Origin of the sequence: Sulfurirhabdus autotrophica (assembly GCF_004346685.1) — a bacterium.
Taxonomy (GTDB): domain Bacteria; phylum Pseudomonadota; class Gammaproteobacteria; order Burkholderiales; family SMCO01; genus Sulfurirhabdus; species Sulfurirhabdus autotrophica.
The window spans coordinates 36,068-57,815 of the sequence record NZ_SMCO01000003.1 but is presented as its reverse complement, the minus strand read 5'-3'; the positions used below and the strand labels follow the sequence as shown (position 1 = coordinate 57,815).

Annotated in this window: 25 protein-coding genes; 12 read left to right on the top strand and 13 right to left on the bottom strand. The window is 45.5% G+C overall.

All coding sequences use genetic code 11. The features are described 5' to 3' along the window. The first annotated feature begins 107 nt into the window (after positions 1 to 107). Positions 108 to 920: a hypothetical protein gene (locus EDC63_RS05580; RefSeq protein WP_124945979.1), complete on the top strand. Its 813-nt coding sequence runs from the start codon at positions 108 to 110 to the stop codon at positions 918 to 920. 98 nt (positions 921 to 1,018) lie between these two features. On the opposite strand, the gene EDC63_RS05575 is transcribed toward EDC63_RS05580, so the two are convergent. Continuing rightward, complete coding sequence (locus tag EDC63_RS05575; RefSeq protein ID WP_124945980.1) at positions 1,019 to 1,933, bottom strand: DMT family transporter; 915 nt, start codon at positions 1,931 to 1,933, stop codon at positions 1,019 to 1,021. 335 nt (positions 1,934 to 2,268) lie between these two features. Here EDC63_RS05575 and EDC63_RS05570 point away from each other — a divergent pair, with 335 nt between their 5' ends. From EDC63_RS05570 to EDC63_RS05555, 4 genes are all read left to right on the top strand, one after another. Next, a complete protein-coding gene (locus EDC63_RS05570; RefSeq protein WP_223248235.1) occupies positions 2,269 to 2,802 on the top strand; it encodes a DsrE family protein in 534 nt (177 codons plus the stop codon). A gap of 24 nt (positions 2,803 to 2,826) precedes the next feature. After that, positions 2,827 to 3,255 carry an SseB family protein gene (locus EDC63_RS05565; RefSeq protein WP_124945981.1) on the top strand — a complete coding sequence of 143 codons (429 nt, stop codon included), beginning with the start codon at positions 2,827 to 2,829 and terminating at the stop codon, positions 3,253 to 3,255. 115 nt (positions 3,256 to 3,370) lie between these two features. Then, entirely contained in the window at positions 3,371 to 4,189 is an 819-nt protein-coding gene (locus EDC63_RS05560) for a class I SAM-dependent methyltransferase (RefSeq protein ID WP_124945982.1), read from the top strand. Positions 4,190 to 4,205: 16 nt separating this feature from the next. Continuing rightward, the gene (locus tag EDC63_RS05555) at positions 4,206 to 4,715 is read left to right on the top strand and encodes a hypothetical protein (protein ID WP_124945983.1); all 510 of its coding nucleotides are present in this window, start codon (positions 4,206 to 4,208) and stop codon (positions 4,713 to 4,715) included. 48 nt (positions 4,716 to 4,763) lie between these two features. Here EDC63_RS05555 and EDC63_RS05550 read toward each other — a convergent pair whose 3' ends face one another. Further along, positions 4,764 to 5,075: a ComEA family DNA-binding protein gene (locus tag EDC63_RS05550; RefSeq protein WP_124945984.1), complete on the bottom strand. Its 312-nt coding sequence runs from the start codon at positions 5,073 to 5,075 to the stop codon at positions 4,764 to 4,766. A gap of 197 nt (positions 5,076 to 5,272) precedes the next feature. After that, on the bottom strand, positions 5,273 to 5,815 hold the full coding sequence (locus tag EDC63_RS05545; RefSeq protein ID WP_223248236.1) for a C40 family peptidase: 543 nt from the start codon (positions 5,813 to 5,815) through the stop codon (positions 5,273 to 5,275). Between the two features lie 76 nt (positions 5,816 to 5,891). Between EDC63_RS05545 and EDC63_RS05540 the strand changes: the two genes are divergently transcribed. Then, entirely contained in the window at positions 5,892 to 6,770 is an 879-nt protein-coding gene (locus EDC63_RS05540; protein ID WP_124946040.1) for an arginase, read from the top strand. A gap of 322 nt (positions 6,771 to 7,092) precedes the next feature. Then, positions 7,093 to 7,374, top strand: coding sequence for a hypothetical protein (locus EDC63_RS05535; protein WP_306307883.1), 282 nt, complete (start codon positions 7,093 to 7,095; stop codon positions 7,372 to 7,374). Between the two features lie 53 nt (positions 7,375 to 7,427). On the opposite strand, the gene EDC63_RS05530 is transcribed toward EDC63_RS05535, so the two are convergent. The 9 genes from EDC63_RS05530 to EDC63_RS05490 form a co-directional block, all read right to left on the bottom strand. Then, positions 7,428 to 8,195, bottom strand: coding sequence for a flagellar brake protein (locus EDC63_RS05530; protein WP_124945985.1), 768 nt, complete (start codon positions 8,193 to 8,195; stop codon positions 7,428 to 7,430). Between the two features lie 224 nt (positions 8,196 to 8,419). Next, positions 8,420 to 9,184 carry a flagellar brake protein gene (locus tag EDC63_RS05525; RefSeq protein ID WP_124945986.1) on the bottom strand — a complete coding sequence of 255 codons (765 nt, stop codon included), beginning with the start codon at positions 9,182 to 9,184 and terminating at the stop codon, positions 8,420 to 8,422. Between the two features lie 273 nt (positions 9,185 to 9,457). After that, entirely contained in the window at positions 9,458 to 9,943 is a 486-nt protein-coding gene (locus EDC63_RS05520) for a YajQ family cyclic di-GMP-binding protein (protein WP_124945987.1), read from the bottom strand. 20 nt (positions 9,944 to 9,963) lie between these two features. Next, positions 9,964 to 10,542 (bottom strand): hypothetical protein, encoded by a 579-nt coding sequence (locus EDC63_RS05515; protein WP_124945988.1) that lies wholly within the window; start codon positions 10,540 to 10,542, stop codon positions 9,964 to 9,966. Positions 10,543 to 10,549: 7 nt separating this feature from the next. After that, on the bottom strand, positions 10,550 to 10,861 hold the full coding sequence (gene ppnP / locus EDC63_RS05510; RefSeq protein WP_124945989.1) for a pyrimidine/purine nucleoside phosphorylase: 312 nt from the start codon (positions 10,859 to 10,861) through the stop codon (positions 10,550 to 10,552). A gap of 16 nt (positions 10,862 to 10,877) precedes the next feature. Further along, the gene (locus tag EDC63_RS05505; RefSeq protein ID WP_124945990.1) at positions 10,878 to 12,101 is read right to left on the bottom strand and encodes an argininosuccinate synthase; all 1,224 of its coding nucleotides are present in this window, start codon (positions 12,099 to 12,101) and stop codon (positions 10,878 to 10,880) included. A gap of 24 nt (positions 12,102 to 12,125) precedes the next feature. Further along, a complete protein-coding gene (locus tag EDC63_RS05500; RefSeq protein WP_124945991.1) occupies positions 12,126 to 12,359 on the bottom strand; it encodes a DUF2283 domain-containing protein in 234 nt (77 codons plus the stop codon). Between the two features lie 81 nt (positions 12,360 to 12,440). Continuing rightward, the gene (argF, locus tag EDC63_RS05495) at positions 12,441 to 13,364 is read right to left on the bottom strand and encodes an ornithine carbamoyltransferase (protein ID WP_124945992.1); all 924 of its coding nucleotides are present in this window, start codon (positions 13,362 to 13,364) and stop codon (positions 12,441 to 12,443) included. Between the two features lie 118 nt (positions 13,365 to 13,482). Continuing rightward, entirely contained in the window at positions 13,483 to 14,664 is a 1,182-nt protein-coding gene (locus EDC63_RS05490) for an aspartate aminotransferase family protein (protein ID WP_124945993.1), read from the bottom strand. A gap of 307 nt (positions 14,665 to 14,971) precedes the next feature. Between EDC63_RS05490 and EDC63_RS05485 the strand changes: the two genes are divergently transcribed. Next, a complete protein-coding gene (locus EDC63_RS05485; protein ID WP_124945994.1) occupies positions 14,972 to 15,274 on the top strand; it encodes a DUF3579 domain-containing protein in 303 nt (100 codons plus the stop codon). Positions 15,275 to 15,368: 94 nt separating this feature from the next. Here the strand turns inward: EDC63_RS05485 and rpsT are convergent, their stop codons facing one another. Beyond that, on the bottom strand, positions 15,369 to 15,632 hold the full coding sequence (gene rpsT / locus EDC63_RS05480) for a 30S ribosomal protein S20 (protein WP_124945995.1): 264 nt from the start codon (positions 15,630 to 15,632) through the stop codon (positions 15,369 to 15,371). 195 nt (positions 15,633 to 15,827) lie between these two features. Here rpsT and murJ point away from each other — a divergent pair, with 195 nt between their 5' ends. From murJ to lspA, 4 genes are all read left to right on the top strand, one after another. Next, positions 15,828 to 17,366, top strand: coding sequence for a murein biosynthesis integral membrane protein MurJ (gene murJ, locus EDC63_RS05475; RefSeq protein WP_124945996.1), 1,539 nt, complete (start codon positions 15,828 to 15,830; stop codon positions 17,364 to 17,366). A gap of 60 nt (positions 17,367 to 17,426) precedes the next feature. Continuing rightward, the gene (locus tag EDC63_RS05470; protein ID WP_124945997.1) at positions 17,427 to 18,362 is read left to right on the top strand and encodes a bifunctional riboflavin kinase/FAD synthetase; all 936 of its coding nucleotides are present in this window, start codon (positions 17,427 to 17,429) and stop codon (positions 18,360 to 18,362) included. A gap of 96 nt (positions 18,363 to 18,458) precedes the next feature. Beyond that, entirely contained in the window at positions 18,459 to 21,239 is a 2,781-nt protein-coding gene (ileS, locus tag EDC63_RS05465) for an isoleucine--tRNA ligase (protein ID WP_124945998.1), read from the top strand. Continuing rightward, a complete protein-coding gene (lspA, locus tag EDC63_RS05460) occupies positions 21,232 to 21,705 on the top strand; it encodes a signal peptidase II (protein WP_124945999.1) in 474 nt (157 codons plus the stop codon). The genes ileS and lspA overlap by 8 nt, the downstream gene beginning before the upstream one ends. The last annotated feature ends 43 nt before the right edge of the window (positions 21,706 to 21,748 follow it).

Here is a 21,748-nt window from a genome sequence, read left to right as displayed (position 1 = left end):
CCGAAACTGTTAGAAGAAGAGTATTTGTGCTTGATATACTTTCATAAAAAGTATTGTTTTGCGTGCGGAAGTTTTTCAGAATAATTTCTGTAAAGAAGGGTGTGCAAATGCAAATGAAAACCACAGAAGATGTACCGGACAAATACAGAGGGGCTTGGCAGCAACTTCCATCGGGGGGAGAAACAGAAGAGGTTGCTCGTTCATTCTGGTTGCAGACAAAGCGGCTGCATGCAAGTCTTCTGGTTCCTGCTGGGCGCCCGGATTTTTCCGGAAAAGCATCCTTGTCAGAAATGAATCAGGAAGAATTGATGTGGCTGGCAAGCCAGCAAGCCATTGCTGGTGCCTGCATAGTGGGGGATGGTTTGTTGCATCGCCGACGGCAGATTGACTATCAGCCCTCTCGGGGAAAGGCCAACGACAGGGAAATGCGTTTCGAAGGCGAAAACTTGTGGGAAGGATCGCCCAATAGTACTGAGCATCTGGTGTGGCGAAAGATCAGTGAACCCGGCGCTGAATCGATTGCTTTACGGTTCCAGGATGAAGGCGATATCACAGACATTTCCGGGCAGCGTAAAGGATTGTTGTTGGTGGTGGGCGATTATTTCATGTACGTCCGTGATCGCGGTTATTTTGTGCCTCAATCAGAATCGCTGAGCACCTTGATTGAGTGCAGGGAATATGGCCTCAAGCAAATCGTGGAACTGCTGGATTTTGAAGTGTCATTTGGGGTGCGGCGCTCAGGAGAGATGCCCTGGCAAATTAAACTTTCTACCTTGCCGTTCAGGGAAGGCAAGCCGTTGATGACTGAGGGCGGGTTTGAAGCGCTTTCAAAAGACGGCGGCGCTCTTTTAAAAATGAATAGAGGTGGGAAAATTGTGTTGCGGCGCTGGTCTGTGGATGACTGGAGTACTGCAGCATAGCGGTGCAATGGAATGCCAATGCGGGTAAAGCCTTTGTTCACATCGGCATTCCAATAATAATCAGTTTTTTTCAATATGCGTGATGTTGTGAGCCTCATTTAATGTCTGGAAATACTTAGCACACCAATAAGCACAAGTCCGGAACCGGCTATTTGTAATGCTGTAATAGATTCTCCCAAAAATAAATGCGCCATGTATATGGTTGTTACAGGGCCAATTGAGCCGATCATCGAAGTGCGCCCAGATCCCATTTTACGTATGCTGGCAGCGAGAAAAAATGCCGGTAAAATGGTTGAAAAAACAGCCATTGCCATTCCCAGTTCATAAACCTGAAGGGGTAACTGTAATTTTGACAGGGGGTGAATTGCTGCAAACTGAATCAGTGTGGCAATGCTCGCTACCGACATGGCGTAGGCCATAAATCTCATTCCGCCGATTCGTGCTATTGATTGCCCAGCACCAATCAGATATATAGCATAAGAAATAGTGCTGGCGAATACGAGCAGCGAGCCGAGCACAATGCCTGTTTGCGTTAAAGTAATATTTTGCAAAAAGACGAGTGCTATCCCTGCGTAACTTAACAAGATTGCAATAATCGTTTTTTTATCGATTTTGTGACTGAAATATAGCGCACTCAGGATAATAACAATGGTGGGATACAAAAACAATATCAAGCGTTCCAGGCCAGCAGAAATATATTGCAAACCAAGAAAATCCAATAAACTGGAAAGGTAATAGCCCAATAAACCCAGTCCAACGACTGCAAACCAGTCATTACGGGTAAGTCGGGGGGACATTTTGTTCAAACCAAACCATAGTGCTAAGCCCAAAAAGACAGGCGCGGAAAACGCCATGCGCAGTGCTAGTAAAGTTACAGCATCGACTGGGTAGACATAGGCAAGTTTGACAAAAATGGCTTTGGCAGAAAATCCGATGGCAGCCAAAAGGGCAAAGGTAAAACCCACTAAAGTTACCTGGTTTTTTGACAAGGGGTGTGAGATAGCAGTATCCATAAAGTCCTTATAGTTTTCTGGCGGACCTTATGGCGGAGCTAAGCAATCGCGGTAAAGTCCGCGGTTGCTGAATTAAATTTACGTCATGTAGGAACAGCCGCGGTGATGGAAAGCTTCCATAGCCACAGCAGTGGATGTGATATCGTAAATGGATGTAAATTTTGTGCCATGTTTCAACTATACATACGTCATAATATGTAGTCAATGGGATCAGCTAGCTTAATTGACTAATCTAGCATTGATTATGCCAAGTGCCTTGGGTAATCAGAAAGGTAGGTTATACTTCATGACTACAACTTCATTTTTGAAGCATCTGTCAGTGTGGAGGTTGCGAAATGCTTGTTTCTATTAAAGCGATTGTAGTGTCCAGCATGGTATTTTTCTGTTCAATGACCGCAGGATTTACTTTGGCAGCTGATAAAGTAGACGAATTTTCGCTTCGTCCCATTATCAGTATTGAGAAGCGCCAGGATATTCGCGTTGCTTACGACGTAAAAGATGATGTGTGGGATGCTGGGATCGGGAAGGCGCTTTATTATGTTCGAGGCCTGCTTGATTCGTATAAATCCATGGGTGTAAAGCCGGAACAATTACATATCAGCGTAATCATGCATGGTGCGACAGCCTACTGGTTATTAAAAGATGAAACTTATCAGGAGTATAAGCAAGATCCTTTTGGTTATAATCCTAATGAACAGGTTGTTAAAGAGTTGCTAGCCCATGGTGTAAGTGTTGAAATTTGTTATTCAACCATGAAAGGCAAAGGCTGGCAGGCGGAGGATTTGTTGCCCGGAGTCACAATTGTGCATGATGCTTATACACGGTTGATTGATTTGCAGCAAAAGGGATATGCTTATATTCGATTTTAACTGATTTTTTTATAAAGAATGCACATGAGTGAAGACATATTTGAAGTGAAGAACGAACTGGAAAAGCAGCTTTTAGATGCAATTAACGGCGACCTTTCCAGCGATGAATTTATGACCCAGTTGTTTACAGCGCAGGTGTTTATGCCGGTGAAGGATGAAGCTAACGAGATCAAGGGATTTCAGCGTTCTACCAGCGCGAGTCCAATGGTGATTCAAGATGAAGACGGCAGTAATGTGCTGGTGCTGTTTACCAGTCCCGATCGAGCAAAGCCATTTGTGAAGGATTTTCCCGCTTTTGGTGGCGGTTTGCTTGCAGATTTTAAATGGGTATTGGAGCGCATGGACACTTGCATGGCGATAGCTGTGAATCCAGGGTGGGAAGTGGGTATGGATCTGGATCCCAATACAGTAGGGCAAATGATGCAACGTCTGGCAAGTGTTAAAGCAAATTAGCATTTAGCAAGCTTCAACACCTCCTCGCACTGAAATTGGCTAGTATTTTCTGCAATAGTTCTGCAAAAAGTGGAGAAAGCCAGACTAACTGATTTAAATAAGAGGTTGTTTTGCTGTGAATGATCAAAATCGCAAATACAAAATTAAAGAAACCTTTAATGTCGCTTCTGCGGGATACGACAAACCAGCGTTACGTTTTTTCAGATCAAGTGCCGAGCATCTGGCCAACCAGATGAGATTTGAAGGCCGTGAGCGCATACTCGATGTGGCAACTGGAACCGGTGCAGTTGCTTTGGCATGTGCGAAGCAGCTAGTGAATGGTCATGTTACCGGGATTGACCTGTCTGATGGTATGCTAAAGCAGGCAAGTTCAAAAGCAGCTTTACAGCATCTTGATAACCTCACATTTCATTGCATGGATTTGGAAGCAATGCCTTTCCCTCCTGCTGAGTTTGATGATGCTGTATGTGGATTTGGCATTTTCTTTATGCCAGATATGGAAGCTGCATTACGCTGCATAGCATCGGTTATCAAACCCGGCGGTCGCATAGGAATATCAAGTTTCACCGGGGACATGATGGAGCCGATGTCGCAGAAGTTTGTGGATCGTTTGCAGATATATGGTATTGAGATGCCACCGCTTTCATGGAAAAGGCTGGATGACGCTGAAAAACATCAATCTTTGTTTGCGATGGCTGGCATTACCCAGGTTGAAACCAGATCACAGCAGGTTGGCTACTTTTTGACTGGTTTTGATGAATGGTGGGACATACTGTGGAACAGTGGTTTTCGTGGGATGCTGAGCCAACTATCGGAGAAGGAATTAACGCGTTTCAAGGAAGATCATTTTGCCGAACTTCAGTCAGATACCAGTGATGAAGGTTTGTGGTTAAATGTTGAAGTGTTGATTTCGGTAGGAATTAAGCCTAATTGAACATAAAATAAATCCGATGGAAACGTCATTAGTTGTTTATCTTGCTGTTGTAGGCGGATTCGTTTTGCTGTTAAGGTTCTTGCAGCGTTATTTAGGGGTATTTTTCCTGATGGTGTTACCGGGAACCATTGCGCATGAATTAAGCCATTTCTTGTTGGGTGCGCTAACTTTTGGTCGGCCCAGGAATTTTAGTATTATTCCGAAAAGACAAGGTGAGGGGTATGTTTTAGGCTCTGTTTCTCTGGCCAATGTGCGTTGGTATAACGGACTGTTTATCGGCTTTGCACCACTTTTGTTATTACCTGCGGCAATACTTCTGATCAAGTGGCGTGTTGCAAGCCATCCGGTTGTGTATTTTGCTCACGAATTGCTATGGGTATATTGTGCGGCAAACCTCATTCACGGCTGTATTCCTTCCACGCAGGATATCCGGATAGCAGCAGTGTCAGTGTGGTGGGTTTTGCCAGTCATGGCGGTAGCTGGCTATTTTTATCTTATCCAATCAGGGATGTCGGCGAGATTTTAGGCACAAAAAACCCCGCAGCTGCGGGGTTTTTTATTTGCTGAAATACAATTATTTCGCTTGCTTTGCAATGATGTTGTCTTTGATTTTGTCGTAGACACCTTTAGGAATAATTTTCTTTTTCACCAAGTCATCTTTAGCTTTGTAAGGGCGGCCTTTGATAATCGCTTTGGCTCGCGCTTCTCCGATGCCATGAAAATCGCGCAATTGTTCTTCAGAAGCAGTATTAATGTCCAGTTTATCTTCTACGGCAGATTTCGCTGCAGCAGCTGGTTTAGCTGCGGCTTCAGGGCCGGCAGCAAATGCATTCACACTTAGTGTGGCAATAGCTGAAAAAATCAGTGCAGAAATTAGTTTGTTCATGTCCCATCCTTATACATTAAGTAAAAGCCAATGATATTTACCGATATAGCACTACAATAACGCACAAAACCGCTGATAGGTTGACTCGATTTTTACTTTATGTGTGTTGCAGCTCTTGATGTTCCGTGAATTTGAAAGTGAAACGCCCCTTACTCAGCCAAGAGATTGAGGTTAACAAGGCCAGGCCGCTTAGCTGTTCAATAGAAAAAACTTCTTGCGGCTTCAACGCGTTGAGCGTAATAGCTGGTTTTAAGGCTGCTGATGCGGATTTTACCATTTGTACTGGGTGCATGAATAAATCGATCATCGCCGATATAAATGCCCACATGGGAGAAAGAACGATTTAGTGTGTTAAAGAAGACCAGATCGCCAGGTTGCATTTTAGCAAGGGGGATTTCCCGGCCTAGCTGGGCAATTTGTTGAGCGTTATGTGGGAGGCTCATGCCTAGTGCGTTGTTAAAAATGTAGCTGACCATGCCACTACAGTCCAGTCCACTCTCTGGGTTGGAGCCGCCAAACTGGTAGTCTATGCCCATCAGCCCCATAGCATACATAACCACTTCTTTGCTCTTTGCAGGGTCCTGTAAAGTGATTTGATATCCCTTTAGGTTAGATTTGTTTGTGGGTGGCGCACTGGCGCAGGAAGCTAGCAGGCCCGCCAAAAATAATGCGGTTAGCTTCATCAAGTGGCTGACAGTCGGTTTTTGACTGTTCAGGAATTGAGGTTGTTCAAGGCTCATCGGTTAATCATAACGTATTTGGCTGAATTTATGCAAAATCGAGACTTTGAAACAATGCGTTGCTATAGTGAATGGTATGCGAGATATTAAAATAATTGGTGTGGCTTCGGGTTGGGGCGCACAGGATCAAGGATGCGCCAAGGGCCCAGAGGTGCTTCGCGAACATGGCCTTCAAGCGCAGCTCCTGGCTGATGGAATTTCGGTAGCTTGGGATGAAACTCTTTTTCCCGTGCCTGAAAAGAATAAAATACACCTGATATCCTCACTTTGTGAGAGGCTGGCCGGTAAAGTCAGTGGCATGATTGTCAATGGCAGCTTGCCGGTTATTTTAGGGGGTGATCATTCCTGTGCGATAGGCACATGGAGTGGCGTTGTTTTGGCTACCCGGAATAGCGGGCCCCTCGGGTTGATCTGGATTGATGCCCATATGGATAGCCACACACCAGAAACATCGCCAAGCGGTGCCTTACACGGTATGCCTTTAGCTTGTTTGTTAGGTTATGGCATTACTTCTCTTGTTGAGCTTGGCGGTTTTTATCCCAAACTTTTACCGCAACATGTGTGCCTGGTTGGTGTGCGCAGTTTTGAAGCGGGTGAGTCTGAGTTACTCAAAAAGCTTGGTGTGCGGATTTTTTTTATGGATGAAGTACGCCGTCGTGGTGTCGGTGTGGTCATGCAAGATGCTTTGAATATAGCTCAGCAAGGTACCGCTGGATTTGGTGTCAGCATTGATTTGGATGCGCTTGATCCCTTTGAAGACCCTGGAGTAGGCAGCCCTTCTCCGGATGGTATTATGGGCGTGGAATTGCTGGATGCGCTTAAGCAAATAAAAGAATGTGTCAATTTGCTGGGGATTGAAGTCGTTGAATATAATCCTGATCGCGATCAAAATACAGTGACGGCGAATAGGGCTATTCAGTTATTGGCAGCAATGTTGCCAAGGAATAACTTGTGAACTGGAAATGTATTGAAATGATGTACCTGCTCTTCATGAAGCTGGGTCCATGCAGATTTCTTACTTTTGGGTCTTGTAAATTTAAACATATTAAGGCGAGAAGGTTCCAGAACCCCCTGTTTCTGTTTATGGTAGGGCAAAGTTGTTTTTACCTGATTGATTTCAGGTGGAAAGTAAACTATGGAGTTGTTATTATTAAACTAAAGAATCAGGTTCCTCTGTGGATAGCTTGATTCGGCTCTAACCAAAACAGGGGTAGCCTGTTTTTCCTTGAAGGAAGAATAGATTGCGATGTTAGTTGTTTAGATTGAAGGAGAGGGATATGAAAATGGGTAGTGATATTCCAGAAACGCCACCTAACTTTGATGAAACACGCGTAATTGAACGACCCGATGGTTTTTTCTGGCAAGATAAAGTGACCGACCAGTTATTTGGCCCTTTTGCAACATTGAATGAGGCCGTTCAGGATATGCAGTACAACCCTGAATCTGACTTCGAACCTGGAGAAACGCTAAAGGAAGTAGAAGATGAACTGGGTATATCGGACTGGATTGATCCTGAAACAGGTGAGCTTGGTGAAGAGTCGCATCGTTTGGAAGATTGAAAGTGTAACTGTAGGTAGCGGAATTCGACTCTCAAGGGTAAAACACCTGTAGCTCAAGGTTTTTCAGGCATTAATCCCCGCTCTTCAGTCTCTACTGCTGCCATGTACCTTTGAATCAACACCTGATCGTGAGGAGTGATGCTGATGAAGCGGCATCCGATGCGTGTAACGGGCTCGCCCCGGGGCTGTGTCAGTACTATCGTGTAACGTACTTCAATATCAACGGTAATGACACCAAACTCTTTCAGCGTAATTTGGCAGTGGCGGAATTTCTCCAGTACGACACTCTTTTCAAAGCGTTTGGTGGCGTTCAGAGAAAGACCGCCAAGGCTGATGTCATGGATGTGCAACGAGGTGGTTGTGTTGTTTAATGAGTCAGGAATTTCGCAATGTATTTTAGCAAATCCAGGTATTTCCAATCGAAAAAATTCGCGACGTTGCAGACGGAGCAATTGCCTTGGCAATTTTGCGATTAATGCATCACTACCCTTGTATTGAACTTCACGGACATCTGTTGCCACAAACTGAATTTTGATACCGTTCAAGGTGGTGACAAATATGACTCTGTCACTTTCGAGTAATTTTTTATTCGCATTGTCTTTGCTGCCGCAATCAAATATAAAAGCACCCCGCCCAGGAAGTACGGTTAGCAGAGAGGTCAGAATAAATTCTGACCCTCGGTTGAAATAGGCAGTGAACATGGCTTTTTTTTCGATGGATTCACGCATAATGAAAGCGATTTCATTTTGAGTATGAACAAGATACTGGCTATCATCCCCCGAAGCTTGGAGCGGCTGTGTTGTATTATCTTTAATGGGCATAGCGTTGGCTGTTTTGCCTGATTTAATATCGATATTTATGTATAAATACCATATTTATTTTATTTGTGATAGTTCTATGCCTGCAGAATGACAAGTGGAGGCAAGGTGTTGGATTGAATATTGGCGGCTTTTGAAAAAAAATGGACATAACACGCGTAATAGGTATGAATACGTACAGTAACGAGCGTGTTTGTTATTTTAGGGGATAGGCGAGTAGAGCGGTGTTATTTAGAAAACAAATCATGTTCTTCTTTTTCTACCATAACTATAAATCGTTGTAGTATTGCCTGATTAGCAGGTGTGATCTTTGCAAATCTGCAACCCACGCGCGTAGCCAGACCACTTTTATTTTGGGATAGTGCAATGGCAATTCTCACTTCAAGATCTACTGTGATGGTACCGGCATTTTTCAGGTCTAGATGACAGTCGTGGAATGTTTCCATGATAGCGCTGCTATCAAGCTGTTTATTGGTGAAAAGGCCGAGGCCACCAAGACTGATATCGCGAACTGCCAGAATAATTGCAGAATCGCCTGAGAGCTCAGGAATGTCGCAGCCTATGCGAGCAAAACCTGGTACTTCCAGTCGGTAATATTCTCTACGCTGTAGCCGAAGTAGTTGTTTTGGTAGATGCGCAATAAAAGCATCTCTGCCTTTGAATTGAATCGCTCTGGCTTTGTCTGTCGCAAACTGGACTTTGACGCCGTTTATGGTGGCAACAAAAATCAGCCTTTCACTTTTCAATAGCTGCGCGTTCATAGCATCATTGCCGCCACAATCAAACACAAATTCAACCCTGTCGGGTAATACAGTCAACAAGACCGAAAGAATGAAACTTTTCCCGGAATTGAAATAAATGGTGAACATGGATTTTTTTTCAATCAGGTCACGCATGATGAAAATAATCTCAACCTGCGATGTCACCAAATATTGGCTATCATCTTCAGACGTGATCACAAGTGATTGTGTTGTGTTTTCGTTGTCAGGCATAGTTAACCGGCAAATCTACCAATTCAATAATGTTTGTATAAATAGCATATTTACAGGGCTAGGGATAGGGTTTGGGTTTGTTGACAGTTATTTTTATGCTGATTTCTGTTTGGTAAAGTAAAAGCGCAATACATTGCGCAATTTTCAGAATGACTTTTATTCGGGAGGGGGAACAAATAAGAAAGTGGGGCGGTTTATGAAAGCATTTATGGTTGCTACTATAGCCGGTCAGTTTACCCACCCTGTATGGGGTTAAAGACTATGAAAATAAAGCTATTCCCGAAAATTACCAAATTGAAGCGGAAAGTCACCGATGGATTTTTTTACTAACTGGATGGCATCCTGCAGAAGATCTCGCTTGGCCCCTGTGACACGAACGGTTTCACCTTGAATGCTGGCCTGAACCTTGAGTTTGCTGTCTTTGATAATTCTGACTATTTTTTTAGCCAGTTCAGTTTCAACACCCGTTTTGACGGTTATAGACTGCTTTACCTTGTTGCCGCTAATTTTTTCTATCTTGCCCAATTCGATGCATTTTATATCTATACCGCGCTTGATCAATTTATTGTTCAGCACATCCAGCACCTGTGTGATCTTGAAATCATCATCCGCGAAAACTGTCAGTACATATTCGGCCTGTTCTACACGTGCATCTGAGCCTTTAAAGTCAAAGCGGGTGCTGACCTCTTTATTGGTCTGCTCTACAGCGTTTTTAACTTCCTGTTTTTCGACTTCTGAAACAATGTCAAAAGAGGGCATGATGGTTCCTTCTTGATAAATTAGCTGTTAACCAGCTTGATACTATAGGAAATAATAGGCAATCCACTACGATCATCGAATTCAGCCGCAGCCTCGATTGCATGACGTGCTATTTCTTCGGCAGATTTTCCCATTTGATCATAGGTGGAGTAGAGTGCGCCAAGTGCGTAATCACTACCGCTGCCATAAGCATAATACTTTGAAAATTCCTGGACTGTCCGGTGTGCAGCAACACCGAAAATACCGAATGGGTTGGCAATCAGCACATCCATGCGGGTAGACTCCAGTTCATCGTCTTTATCTTCCTCAGTCTGGAGAAAATAATGTTCTTTGAGTTCAGCGTGCAGTTTGTTCCAGGTCTTGAAAATATTGGGAACGGTGTCGAGCTTGATTTCTTCTTCTGACGTCGCAAAATAATCAGCAAGAATTAGTTTAAAGGTCGCTGAACCTGTAATGGCTATCTGGCTGTTGCCAACCAGGATGGTTTTCTCGTGATTAACAATATACTCTGCGGATTCTTTGCCGGAACCCCACTTGGTTAGCGTGTCTGCCGCAATCGCCGCATATCCGTCTTTTTTGACTACAACAATGGTCGTCATTGCGATATCAGCAGAAGTGGCAAACGTAATCCAGCATTTCAACGGTTTCAATGTCGAATGAAGAATTACCAGGAACGGTAAATTTCTCACCTGTTTTGTAGGTTTTCCACTCGTTTTCGCCGGCCAGTTTGACCTTGCATTCACCGCTGTTTATTTCCATGATTTCAGGCGCGCCAGTGTTAAACACTAATTTGCTTGGGAAAATAACACCGATGGTTTTTTTTGTGCCGTCAGGGAAATTGACTGTATGAGAAACACATTTTCCGTCAAAGTAGACATTGGCTTTTTTTACAACATTCACATTATCAAATTGAGACATTTTATTTCCTTAAGACTTATTTGGCTTTGTTTTTGAATTTAGCGGCAATACGTAAACGTAATGCATTCAATTTGATGAAGCCCGCTGCATCTGCCTGGTTGTAGGCACCTTGATCATCTTCAAATGTGGCAATACCAGGGTCAAATAAAGAATTGGTTTTAGAATCGCGACCAACGACAGTGACATTTCCCTTGTAAAGTTTGACCCTGACCCAGCCATTTACGTTTACTTGAGAATGGTTGATCATGGTTTGCAGCATTTCGCGCTCGGGGCTCCACCAGTAGCCGTTGTAAATGAGCGAAGCGTAACGCGGCATCAATTCGTCTTTCAGATGCGCAACTTCCCGATCGAGCGTAATGGATTCGATAGCACGATGTGCTTTCAACATAATGGTGCCGCCCGGTGTTTCATAGCAGCCGCGTGCTTTCATGCCTACATAGCGGTTTTCTACTAAATCCAGTCGGCCAATACCGTGTTTTCCACCAATGCGATTCAGTTCTGCCAGCAAGTCTGCTGCAGAAAGTTGCTTGCCATTGAGTGCTACCGGGTCGCCATACTTGTATTCAACATCCAGATATTCCGCCTGGTCTGGTGCTTTTTCAGGTGAAACAGTCCAACGCCACATATCGTCTTCCGGCTCAGCAGCGGGATCTTCAAGATGGCGGCCTTCGTAGCTGATGTGCAATAGATTGGCATCCATGGAATAGGGGCTGCCGCCGGCTTTGTGTTTCATCTCTACGGGAATGCCATGCTGCTCAGCATAGGCCAGCAGCTTTTCACGGGAAAGCAGATCCCATTCGCGCCATGGCGCGATGACTTTAATATCCGGATTCAGGGCATATGCACCCAGTTCAAATCGCACCTGATCATTTCCCTTACCGGTTGCGCCGTGAGATATAGCATCAGCTTTGGTATCACGGGCAATTTCAATCAAGCGCTTGGCAATAAGCGGGCGTGCAATGCTGGTGCCTAGCAGGTATTCACCTTCGTAGATGGTATTGGCACGGAACATAGGAAAAACAAAGTCGCGCACAAACTCTTCACGCAAGTCATCGATATATATTTCTTTGACGCCGAATTTTTTTGCTTTTTCGCGCGCAGGTTCCAGTTCTTCACCCTGACCAATGTCAGCGGTGAAAGTGACGATTTCGCATTGGTAGACATCCTGTAGCCATTTTAAAATGACTGATGTATCCAGTCCGCCAGAGTAGGCGAGTACGACTTTTTTGATTTCACTCATGATTTGTTCCGTTCGATAGCTTGTTTAATGTGTGAGGTCACGTTTTGTGATGTTTTCAACCAATCCAGGAAAATTGCCGATTTTCAGACTGTCCAGATTGGCCTTTTCGCTGGCCTGATCTATTTCAATGCCAACGGGCTGTCCATCAGCACCATAATTGATGATGACACCTGGTGCTGCTTCCCAGGCGCCTGTGGCTTCCTGAGGAACCAGTTCGATATAGAGTGAATCAGTTTCTTCGAAATATACAATATTCATGTGCTAGAACCTATTGTCATTAATGTTCGTTGCAGGTATTTGATCGTGACGGAAGTTGATGTGTTGGACAAAACTACCTGCTTACTGCTCCTTGATTTTTCCGAGCAAGAGATATTCCACCAGTGCTTTTTGTGTATGCAACCTGTTTTCTGCTTCATCCCATACAACGCTTTGCGGACCATCAATCACGCCGGCAGAAACTTCTTCTCCACGGTGCGCGGGCAAGCAATGCATGAAAAGCGCATCGGGTTTGGCCAGTGCCATCATTTCCTCATCAACGCGAAAATCCTGAAAATCCTGTTTTCGATCTTCTGTTTCGTCTTCGTAGCCCATGCTTGTCCATACATCCGTCGTGACAAGATCTGCATCACGAGCTGCATCATGCGGGTCTGAAAAGCACTCCATGTGCATGCTTTCAAAACTTTCGCCGCGCTCTGGTTCTACTTCATACTCTGGCGGCGTGGCAATGTGCATATTGAAATCAAGTATTTTGGCAGCTTGCAACCATGTGTTGCATACATTGTTACTGTCGCCGATCCATGCGACGGTTTTGCCCTTAATAGAACCACGCTTCTCAATATAAGTAAAAATATCGGCCAAAATCTGGCAAGGGTGGTATTCGTCAGTCAGTCCATTGATGACGGGGACTTTGGAATGTGCAGCAAAGCGTTCGACGATGTCTTGTTCGAACGTGCGTATCATGACAATATCCACCATTCGGGAGATGACTTCTGCCACATCTTCAATGGGTTCTCCACGCCCCAATTGGGTATCACGGGGACTAAGAAACATGGCAGAGCCACCAAGTTGATTCATGCCGACTTCAAAAGAAACGCGGGTGCGAGTCGAATTTTTTTCAAAAAGCATGGCCAGTGTTTTAGCACGCAGGGGCTGGTATAACTCACCCTTGCCCAAACGCTGTTTCATTGTGCGTGCGCGCTTGAAAAGATAGTCCAGCTCTGATTGCTCTAAATCTTTAAGTTGCAGAAAATGCTTTACTTGCATAAAACCTCGAATGGCATTTTGTGAAAAATACCAGCCTTGAAAAAGTGGCACTATCCCTTTGAAGCGTCTATTTGTTGCTTAATAGCCTTGACGTTTAGCAGAGATGGTGCCGGATTTGTTAATGGTGACTCAAAAATTCCTTGATCAGTGCGCTGAGAATATCGATTAACTGCGCTGCTTCTTCCTGGCTCATGATCATTGGCGGCAGAAGTCTGACCACTTTATCGGCGGTGACATTGATCAATAAACCCTTTGCCAACGCCAACTTGACCAGTTCACCACATGGACGATCCAGTTCAATACCGATCATAAGGCCCAGGCCGCGAACTTGTGTCACCCCGGCGATGCCGGCAAGTGATTTATTGAAGCCATCCTGTATGTATTGACCGAGCTCGACTGAGTGTTCACGTAAATTTTGTTCTTCGATAGCGGCCAACGTAGCCAAAGCTGCTGCACAGGCAAGCGGATTGCCTCCGAAAGTGGAACCGTGATTCCCCGGTTTGAAGGTGTCCTTCGCTTTGCCGGCAGTCAGGCAAGCGCCAATCGGCATGCCAGAACCCAATCCTTTCGCCAGTGACATCACGTCGGGTTTGATTGCCGTGTGTTGATGGGCAAACCAGGTGCCGGTACGGGCAATCCCTGTTTGCACTTCATCGAGCATCAACAACCAGCCATTTTCATCACAGACGCGTCGTAATGCGGTGAAATAGTCTGTTAGCGGGGTAGGGATGTGAACGCCCCCTTCGCCCTGAACTGGCTCTACCAATATAGCGACAATATTTTTATTATGCGCTGCAACCTGAGTAATCGCTTCTATATCATCATAGGGGACGCGTACAAAACCCGAAAGCAATGGCTCAAAGCCAGCTTGAACTTTGCGGCTGCCGGTTGCGGTCAGTGTAGCCATTGTCCGGCCGTGGAAGCTCTTTTCCATGACGATAATAGTAGGAATTTCAATTCCCTTGCCATGACCATACAATCTGGCAATTTTGATGGCTGCTTCATTAGCCTCGGCACCGGAATTGCAAAAAAACACTTCATCCATCCCGGAAATGCTGGCAAGTTTGTCTGCCAATTCTTCCTGTTTCTTCACCCCATAAAGGTTGGATGTGTGAATCAGTGTTTTTGCCTGTTCGCAAATGGCATGTGTTAACTTGGGATGCGCATGGCCGAGGCCATTTACGGCTACACCGGCTACAGCGTCAAGATAGCGTTTGCCGTTTTCGTCCCAAAGCCACACGCCTTCCCCGCGAACGAATGCGACTGGTAGCCTGGCATAGGTGTTCATTAAATGCGACATTTTATTTTTGTTTACCTAACGTTACCTAAAAAGAAATGCAACACGGCGGCAAACGCCGCCGTGCTTTTTATAAAACTATACTACAAAAGAAGAATTACTTGAATTATAACCCGAAAACCGCGCGATGTGTCAGCTTGCAGCTATGAAGTCCCTGTCAGGGATTCGGTACAATTATAATGCTGATACTAATTCCGGGCTAATTCTGGGCGCTGCAAATCAGCAGATGCTTTTATTGCTGTGGAGAAATGTACGCAGTAACTTTGCATCTGTTAAAATGGCGCAATTAATTCAACAGTAAATATTTGATATGCCTGACACACAACCAGCCGAAATGATTATTCAGGGGCTAACCTCCGCAGGTAAGGCTTTCAGGCCGAGCGACTGGGCTGAGCGGCTTTCAGGGGTGTTGTCGACGTTTGGCAAAGATCACCGCATGTGTTATTCGCCTTATGTCAGGCCTGTAACGATTGATGGTGTGAAGTGTGTGGTCGTGGATAACAAACTAAAAGAAGCCCAACCTAAAGCCCATGCTTTTTTAATGGGTTTTGCCAAGGACAATGATTTGCAGGTTCTGGATGGGAGGCGTTGTTCTGAGCGTCCGGCATCTTAAACGCTGAATGCAATTAAGAGTCGAGTTTTCTTGGGCATATAAGTACAAAACCCCCAGTTAATAACTGGGGGTTTTGGTATTCAAGCCCTTAAATTCAGGCCATCGCTTTGATAGCGGCAGACAGGCGACTCTTGTGGCGAGAAGCCTTGTTCTTGTGAATGATTTTCTTGTCAGCAATGCTGTCTAGGGTACCGACAGAGGTGCTGTATACAGCTTGCGCAGCAACTTTATCGCCGATTTCGATTGCTTTAACTACTTTTTTGATTGCAGTGCGCAGCTCTGAACGCAGGCTGCTATTATGAGCGCGCTGCTTTTCGGCTTGCTTTGCACGCTTGCGGGCTTGTGCCGTATTTGCCAATTTTAACTCCTTAAACCTGTATTCAGGGGGTGTTCGGTAAAACGCAACATCATACGTTGAATGTTTGAGTTTTGCAAGGACAACTCGCTAAGGGTTTTCATTGAATCACTCTTTAAGCTCTGATGATTTGTTGGCATACATAGTATAAACGCTATAACATACGCCATTTTAGTCTCGTCCATAATCCCGATACAGATGAACCTTTTAAGAGCGTTAGCGACCATCAGCAGTATGACTTTAATGTCTCGCATTCTTGGCTTTGTGCGTGACACTGTTGTGGCGCGCATATTTGGTGCGGGAATATATACAGATGCTTTTTTTGTCGCGTTCAAAATTCCTAATCTGTTGCGTCGCCTATTCGCGGAGGGTGCTTTTTCGCAAGCTTTTGTGCCTATTCTGGCTGAATACAAAAATAGACGTGGCCATGAAGAGACCAAACTTCTGGTGGATCATGTGGCTACATTGCTGTCAATTATATTGTTCGTGATCACAGCCATCGGCATTCTTGCGGCACCTATGGTGGTCTATATCAGCGCACCAGGATTTACTGACGAGCCTGACAAGTTCAAGCTGACTGTAGATATGCTCCGTATCATCTTCCCCTATATATTTTTTATATCACTGGTATCGTTGTCTGGCGGAATTTTGAATACGTATAGTCGGTTTTCTGTGCCGGCTTTTACGCCAGTGTTGTTGAATATTTCCCTTATTGTTAGCACAGTCTGGTTAGCGCCTTATTTTCATCCTCCTGTTCTGGCTTTGGCTTGGGGGGTGTTTATAGGTGGTGTGGTGCAATTGGCTTTTCAGTTGCCACATCTAAAACGGCTAGAGTTGATGCCAAAATGGCGCTTCCAGTTGAAAGATGAGGGTGTGTGGCGCATTTTAAAACTGATGGGGCCGGCTGTGTTTGGGGTTTCTATTGGCCAAATCAGTTTGTTGATAAATACGATTTTCGCTTCTTTCTTGATAACCGGGAGTGTTTCCTGGCTTTATTATGCGGATCGTTTGATGGAGTTTCCTACAGGAATGCTGGGTGTGGCGCTTGGGACGATTCTGTTGCCGAGTTTGTCAAAACATTATGCGGATAAATCCCATGAGGAATATTCCAAGCTCATGGACTGGGGGTTGCGTTTGATTCTGATGTTGGCACTCCCTTCTGCAGTCGCGTTGGCAATACTTGCAGTGCCTTTAATTTCTACTTTGTTTCAATACGGTAATTTTACTGCTAATGATGTGTGGATGACACGTCAGGCATTAGTGGCTTACAGTGTTGGACTGGTGGGGTTGATCTTGATCAAAGTACTGGCCCCGGGTTTTTATGCGCGACAGAATATTAAAACACCGGTAAAAATTGCCATATTTACTTTGTTTGCCACTCAAGCGATGAATCTGGCTTTTATCGGGCCTTTTAAACATGCTGGACTGGCTTTGTCTATCAGTTTAGGGGCTTGCGTGAATGCAGGCTTATTGTTTTACCATTTGCGGCGCGCCAATATATATCAGCCTCAGCCTGGTTGGTTGAGATACATTTTGCAGATACTGGCAGGGGTGAGTGTGATGGCTGTGGTGCTCTGGTATGGAATGGGTGGCAATGAAAGCTGGCTGGCGGCGGGATTTGTTGCGCGAATCTCTCATTTGTCCTGGCTGTTGGCGCTCGGTGTTGTATCTTACTTTCTGACACTGGGCCTGTCAGGATTACGCCCCAGCCATTTTGCTAAACGGGCGGCTGAATGATTTTTGAAATTTGCACTTTACTATTTTAATATTTGATACTTTAAGTTTAAGCTCTGATTAATGAAAGTTTTTCACGGTATTCCCGAAAATAATCTTCCGGCAGCGGTGACGATCGGTAATTTTGATGGTGTGCATGGCGGGCATCAGGCGATATTGAAATTGCTGGTTGAAAAAGCAAATGCTTTGGCGCTGGTGCCTTGCGTACTGACTTTTGAGCCGCATCCTCGAGAATTTTTTACGCCAGATCAGGCGCCAGCGCGTTTGACTAATTTGCGGGAAAAAATGGAACTGCTTAGCCAGTTTGGTATTGAACGCGCCCATATTTGTCGCTTTACCCGTCAGTTTTCTCAATTGTCAGCACAGGACTTTATCGAGCGCATTCTGGTGAAGGGGTTGAAAGCAAAATGGGTGCTGGTTGGCGATGATTTCCGGTTTGGCGCAAAGCGCGCTGGTGATTTTGCCATGTTGCAGGAAGCTGGAAAAGAATATGGATTTGAAGTGGTTGCCATGCATAGCGTGCTGCAGGAGGGGCTTAGAGTATCAAGTACAGCCGTTCGTGAAGCGTTGGCTTCAGGCGATTTGCTATTGTCGCGCAAACTTCTGGGGCGCCCTTATAGTGTGAGCGGTCGCGTGGAGCATGGGGATAAACTGGGGAAACAAATAGGGTTTCCTACCGCTAACATCCAGTTAAAGCACAACAAGGCGCCGCTAGGGGGTATCTTTGCTGTAGAATTATGTGGTTTGCAAGAAGGTAATCTAAAAGGTGTTGCCAGTCTTGGCGTGAGGCCAACTGTGAAGCAGAATGGCAAACCAACGCTTGAAGTGCATTTGTTTGATTTTAACCGGCAAATTTACGGTGAGCATGTACGCGTAGACTTTTTGCATAAGCTGCGCGACGAAGAAAAATATCCCGATCTGGATTCGTTAATCGCACAGATCGGTCGTGATGTTGAAAATGCTAAATCATTTTTTAACTGCAGGGACACCAAAGAATAGAGAACAAATATCCTCTGGGATATATAGAAATGCAAATTTGATTGTTTTCTCAGCTACTTGGTCTCTGCGGTAAGATTGTTTCGTTGGAAAATTTAAATGCCTGACTATAAAGATACACTCAACCTCCCTGATACGGCCTTTCCCATGCGGGGAGACCTCGCCAAGCGAGAGCCCGGCATGCTGGCAAACTGGCAGGAAAGAAAACTCTATCAGCAAATCAGGGAGGCCAGAAAAGGCCGTCCGAAATTTATTCTGCATGATGGCCCACCCTATGCTAACGGGGATATTCATATTGGGCATGCAGTTAATAAAATTCTGAAAGATATCATTGTTAAGAGCAAAACTCTTTCCGGCTATGACGCGCCCTATGTGCCGGGTTGGGATTGTCATGGTCTGCCGATTGAACTGCAAGTAGAAAAAGAGCACGGCAAGGCGATACCTGCGGCGAAGTTCCGCGAGTTATGCCGCGAATACGCGCAAACTCAGATCGAGCGGCAGAAAGCAGATTTCATTCGGCTTGGTGTACTGGGCGATTGGGAAAATCCTTATCGCACCATGGATTTCAAGACAGAAGCCGATATCATGCGCGAACTGGGGCGGATTGAAGCCAATGGCTATCTGTATCAGGGTAGCAAGCCTGTGCATTGGTGTGTGGATTGCGGCTCGGCACTTGCAGAAGCAGAAGTGGAATACGAGGACAAAGCTTCGCCTGCTATTGATGTGGCTTTTGCTGTGAAAGATCTTGGTGCCCTGGCCAAAGTTTTGGGGGTGCCGCACATCACCGAGCCTGTGTATGCCGTAATCTGGACCACCACACCCTGGACATTGCCCGCCAATCAGGCGGTAAGTGTGCACCCTGAATTTATATACGATTTTATTCAGACGCCCAAAGGGATCCTGATACTCGCTCGTGATCTGGCTGAATCGGCTATCAAACGCTACGATTTTGAATCAGTGGAAGTCCTGGGGCATTGCAAAGGTAGTGCACTGGAGCATATTGAGTTGCAACATCCGTTTTACGATCGGGTAGTGCCGATCATTTGTGGTGACCATGTTACCACTGAGGCCGGAACGGGTTTGGTGCACACAGCCCCGGCACATGGTCTGGATGACTATGTAGTAGGTAGTCGGTATAACTTACCAGTGGATAATCCGGTAGATGCAAACGGCAGGTTTTACGAGGGTATTCCCTTGGTGAGCGGCCAAAGTGTCTGGCAAGCTAATAAAACCGTGATTGAAACGCTGGAGCAAAGCGGTTTGCTGCTTCATCATGTCAAGCTGCAACATAGCTATCCTCATTGCTGGCGACACAAGACCCCGATTATTTTCAGGGCAACCAGCCAGTGGTTCATAGGTATGGAAACAGTTGGAATAGATCAGAAAAGCTTGCGCGAAAAGGCCAAAAGTGCTGTAGAAGCAACGCAGTTTTTCCCTGCCTGGGGACGCGCGCGACTGGAATCGATGATTAATAATCGGCCGGACTGGTGTGTGTCTCGACAGCGTAACTGGGGTGTGCCTATGCCCCTGTTTATCAACGATGAAACCAAAGAATTGCATCCACGGACACAGGAGTTGCTGGAAGAAGTCGCGCTGCGCGTAGAAAAGCAAGGTATTGAAGCCTGGTTCAGCTTAGAAGCAGAAGAGTTGCTGGGTGAAGAGGCGAAAATATTCCGGAAAGTGTCAGATACACTAGATGTCTGGTTTGATTCCGGATCTACCCATGCCAGCGTGTTAAAGCGTCGACCTGAACTGCAATATCCTGCTGATCTTTATCTGGAAGGTTCGGATCAGCACCGAGGCTGGTTTCAGTCCAGTTTGTTGACTGGTTGTGCCACCGACGGACGTGCGCCCTATAATTCCTTGCTGACGCACGGATTTGTGGTGGATGGACACGGCCACAAAATGAGCAAATCCAAGGGTAACGTGATTGCGCCGCAAAAAGTGATCAATAGCATGGGCGCGGATATTCTGCGATTGTGGACGGCCTCCACCGATTACTCCGGTGAATTGACCATTTCTGATGAAATTTTGAAGCGGGTATCAGAAGGTTATCGTCGTATTCGCAACACATTGCGGTTTTTACTAGCTAATATCGACGATTTTGATTTGGCTAAACATGAGTTGCCGCAGGATAAATGGCTTGAAATTGATCGCTATGCACTAGTCATGACGAGCGATTTGCAAGCAGAGCTGCTTGGGCATTATGAAAAATATGAGTTTCATCATTTGGTGCAAAAACTACAGACATTCTGTTCGGAAGATCTCGGCGGCTTTTATCTGGATATTCTGAAAGACCGGTTGTATACCAGCGGTGAAGATTCGCTGGCGCGTCGTTCTGCACAAAATGCGCTATATCACATCACGCACGCGATTACGCGTCTGATGTCGCCAATCCTCAGTTTTACCGGCGAAGAAGTATGGGCTGTATTAACCCGGAATGATCAGGATAGTGTGTTTGTTCATGCCTGGCATGATATTCCGGTAGTGCCGGATACCGAAAACCTGCGGGCCCGCTGGGAAGCTTTGCGGGACATTCGCTCCAATACACAAAAACAATTGGAAACCTTACGTGCCATTGGTGTGATTGGCTCTTCACTTGCGGCAGAGGTGGAAATCCATGCAAGCGGGAATAAATATACATTGTTGAAATCCCTGGATGATGATTTGCGATTTGTGCTAATTACCTCCCAGGCAAAAGCCGTGGAAGCAGCAGATGAGGCGGCTGAAAAAGTGCATGCTGTAGCCAGTGCGCATCAAAAATGCGAGCGTTGCTGGCATTATCGGGCCGATGTGGGTAGCCATGCTGAACACCCTGCGCTGTGCGGGCGTTGTGCTTCCAATCTGTTTGGTGCAGGTGAAGCTCGTCACTATGCGTAATCCTACTCCCTGGTTTTTGATTAGCGTTGTCATTATTGTATTGGATCAGGTCAGCAAGTATGCCATCACACAATCCTTTGCTTTAGGCGAAGGCGTTGCGATCACTTCATTCTTCAATCTGGTGCTGGCCTATAACACTGGGGCAGCATTTAGCTTTCTTGCCAATGCAGGTGGCTGGCAGAAGGTGTTTTTCGCAGGTATAGCGGTGGTTGCCTCTGTTGTCATGTTTTATCTGCTGCATAAACATTATCAGGAACGATTGTTCAGCTTTGCAATCAGCCTGATTCTGGGCGGGGCCGTTGGTAATTTGATTGACCGGGTAGTGCTGGGGCATGTCGTGGATTTTCTGGATTTTTACGCAGCAGGTTATCACTTCCCTGCCTTTAATGTGGCCGATTCAGCGATTACGGTCGGGGCAGCCTTGCTTATCTGGGACAGCTTTAAAAAGCCGGTTGATAAGTCATAGCATTATTCAGAATTCAGCGTTTGTTTAGACACTTTCTGTTCAT

Coding starts and splice junctions, on each gene's coding strand:
- EDC63_RS05580 (WP_124945979.1), top strand. CDS start 108: ATGCAAATGAAAACCACAGAAGATGTACCGGACAAATACAGAGGGGCT.
- EDC63_RS05575 (WP_124945980.1), bottom strand. CDS start 1,933: ATGGATACTGCTATCTCACACCCCTTGTCAAAAAACCAGGTAACTTTA.
- EDC63_RS05570 (WP_223248235.1), top strand. CDS start 2,269: ATGCTTGTTTCTATTAAAGCGATTGTAGTGTCCAGCATGGTATTTTTC.
- EDC63_RS05565 (WP_124945981.1), top strand. CDS start 2,827: ATGAGTGAAGACATATTTGAAGTGAAGAACGAACTGGAAAAGCAGCTT.
- EDC63_RS05555 (WP_124945983.1), top strand. CDS start 4,206: ATGGAAACGTCATTAGTTGTTTATCTTGCTGTTGTAGGCGGATTCGTT.
- EDC63_RS05550 (WP_124945984.1), bottom strand. CDS start 5,075: ATGAACAAACTAATTTCTGCACTGATTTTTTCAGCTATTGCCACACTA.
- EDC63_RS05545 (WP_223248236.1), bottom strand. CDS start 5,815: ATGAGCCTTGAACAACCTCAATTCCTGAACAGTCAAAAACCGACTGTC.
- EDC63_RS05540 (WP_124946040.1), top strand. CDS start 5,892: ATGCGAGATATTAAAATAATTGGTGTGGCTTCGGGTTGGGGCGCACAG.
- EDC63_RS05535 (WP_306307883.1), top strand. CDS start 7,093: ATGAAAATGGGTAGTGATATTCCAGAAACGCCACCTAACTTTGATGAA.
- EDC63_RS05530 (WP_124945985.1), bottom strand. CDS start 8,195: ATGCCCATTAAAGATAATACAACACAGCCGCTCCAAGCTTCGGGGGAT.
- EDC63_RS05525 (WP_124945986.1), bottom strand. CDS start 9,184: ATGCCTGACAACGAAAACACAACACAATCACTTGTGATCACGTCTGAA.
- EDC63_RS05520 (WP_124945987.1), bottom strand. CDS start 9,943: ATGCCCTCTTTTGACATTGTTTCAGAAGTCGAAAAACAGGAAGTTAAA.
- EDC63_RS05515 (WP_124945988.1), bottom strand. CDS start 10,542: ATGACGACCATTGTTGTAGTCAAAAAAGACGGATATGCGGCGATTGCG.
- ppnP (WP_124945989.1), bottom strand. CDS start 10,861: ATGTCTCAATTTGATAATGTGAATGTTGTAAAAAAAGCCAATGTCTAC.
- EDC63_RS05505 (WP_124945990.1), bottom strand. CDS start 12,101: ATGAGTGAAATCAAAAAAGTCGTACTCGCCTACTCTGGCGGACTGGAT.
- EDC63_RS05500 (WP_124945991.1), bottom strand. CDS start 12,359: ATGAATATTGTATATTTCGAAGAAACTGATTCACTCTATATCGAACTG.
- argF (WP_124945992.1), bottom strand. CDS start 13,364: ATGCAAGTAAAGCATTTTCTGCAACTTAAAGATTTAGAGCAATCAGAG.
- EDC63_RS05490 (WP_124945993.1), bottom strand. CDS start 14,664: ATGTCGCATTTAATGAACACCTATGCCAGGCTACCAGTCGCATTCGTT.
- EDC63_RS05485 (WP_124945994.1), top strand. CDS start 14,972: ATGCCTGACACACAACCAGCCGAAATGATTATTCAGGGGCTAACCTCC.
- murJ (WP_124945996.1), top strand. CDS start 15,828: ATGAACCTTTTAAGAGCGTTAGCGACCATCAGCAGTATGACTTTAATG.
- EDC63_RS05470 (WP_124945997.1), top strand. CDS start 17,427: ATGAAAGTTTTTCACGGTATTCCCGAAAATAATCTTCCGGCAGCGGTG.
- ileS (WP_124945998.1), top strand. CDS start 18,459: ATGCCTGACTATAAAGATACACTCAACCTCCCTGATACGGCCTTTCCC.
- lspA (WP_124945999.1), top strand. CDS start 21,232: ATGCGTAATCCTACTCCCTGGTTTTTGATTAGCGTTGTCATTATTGTA.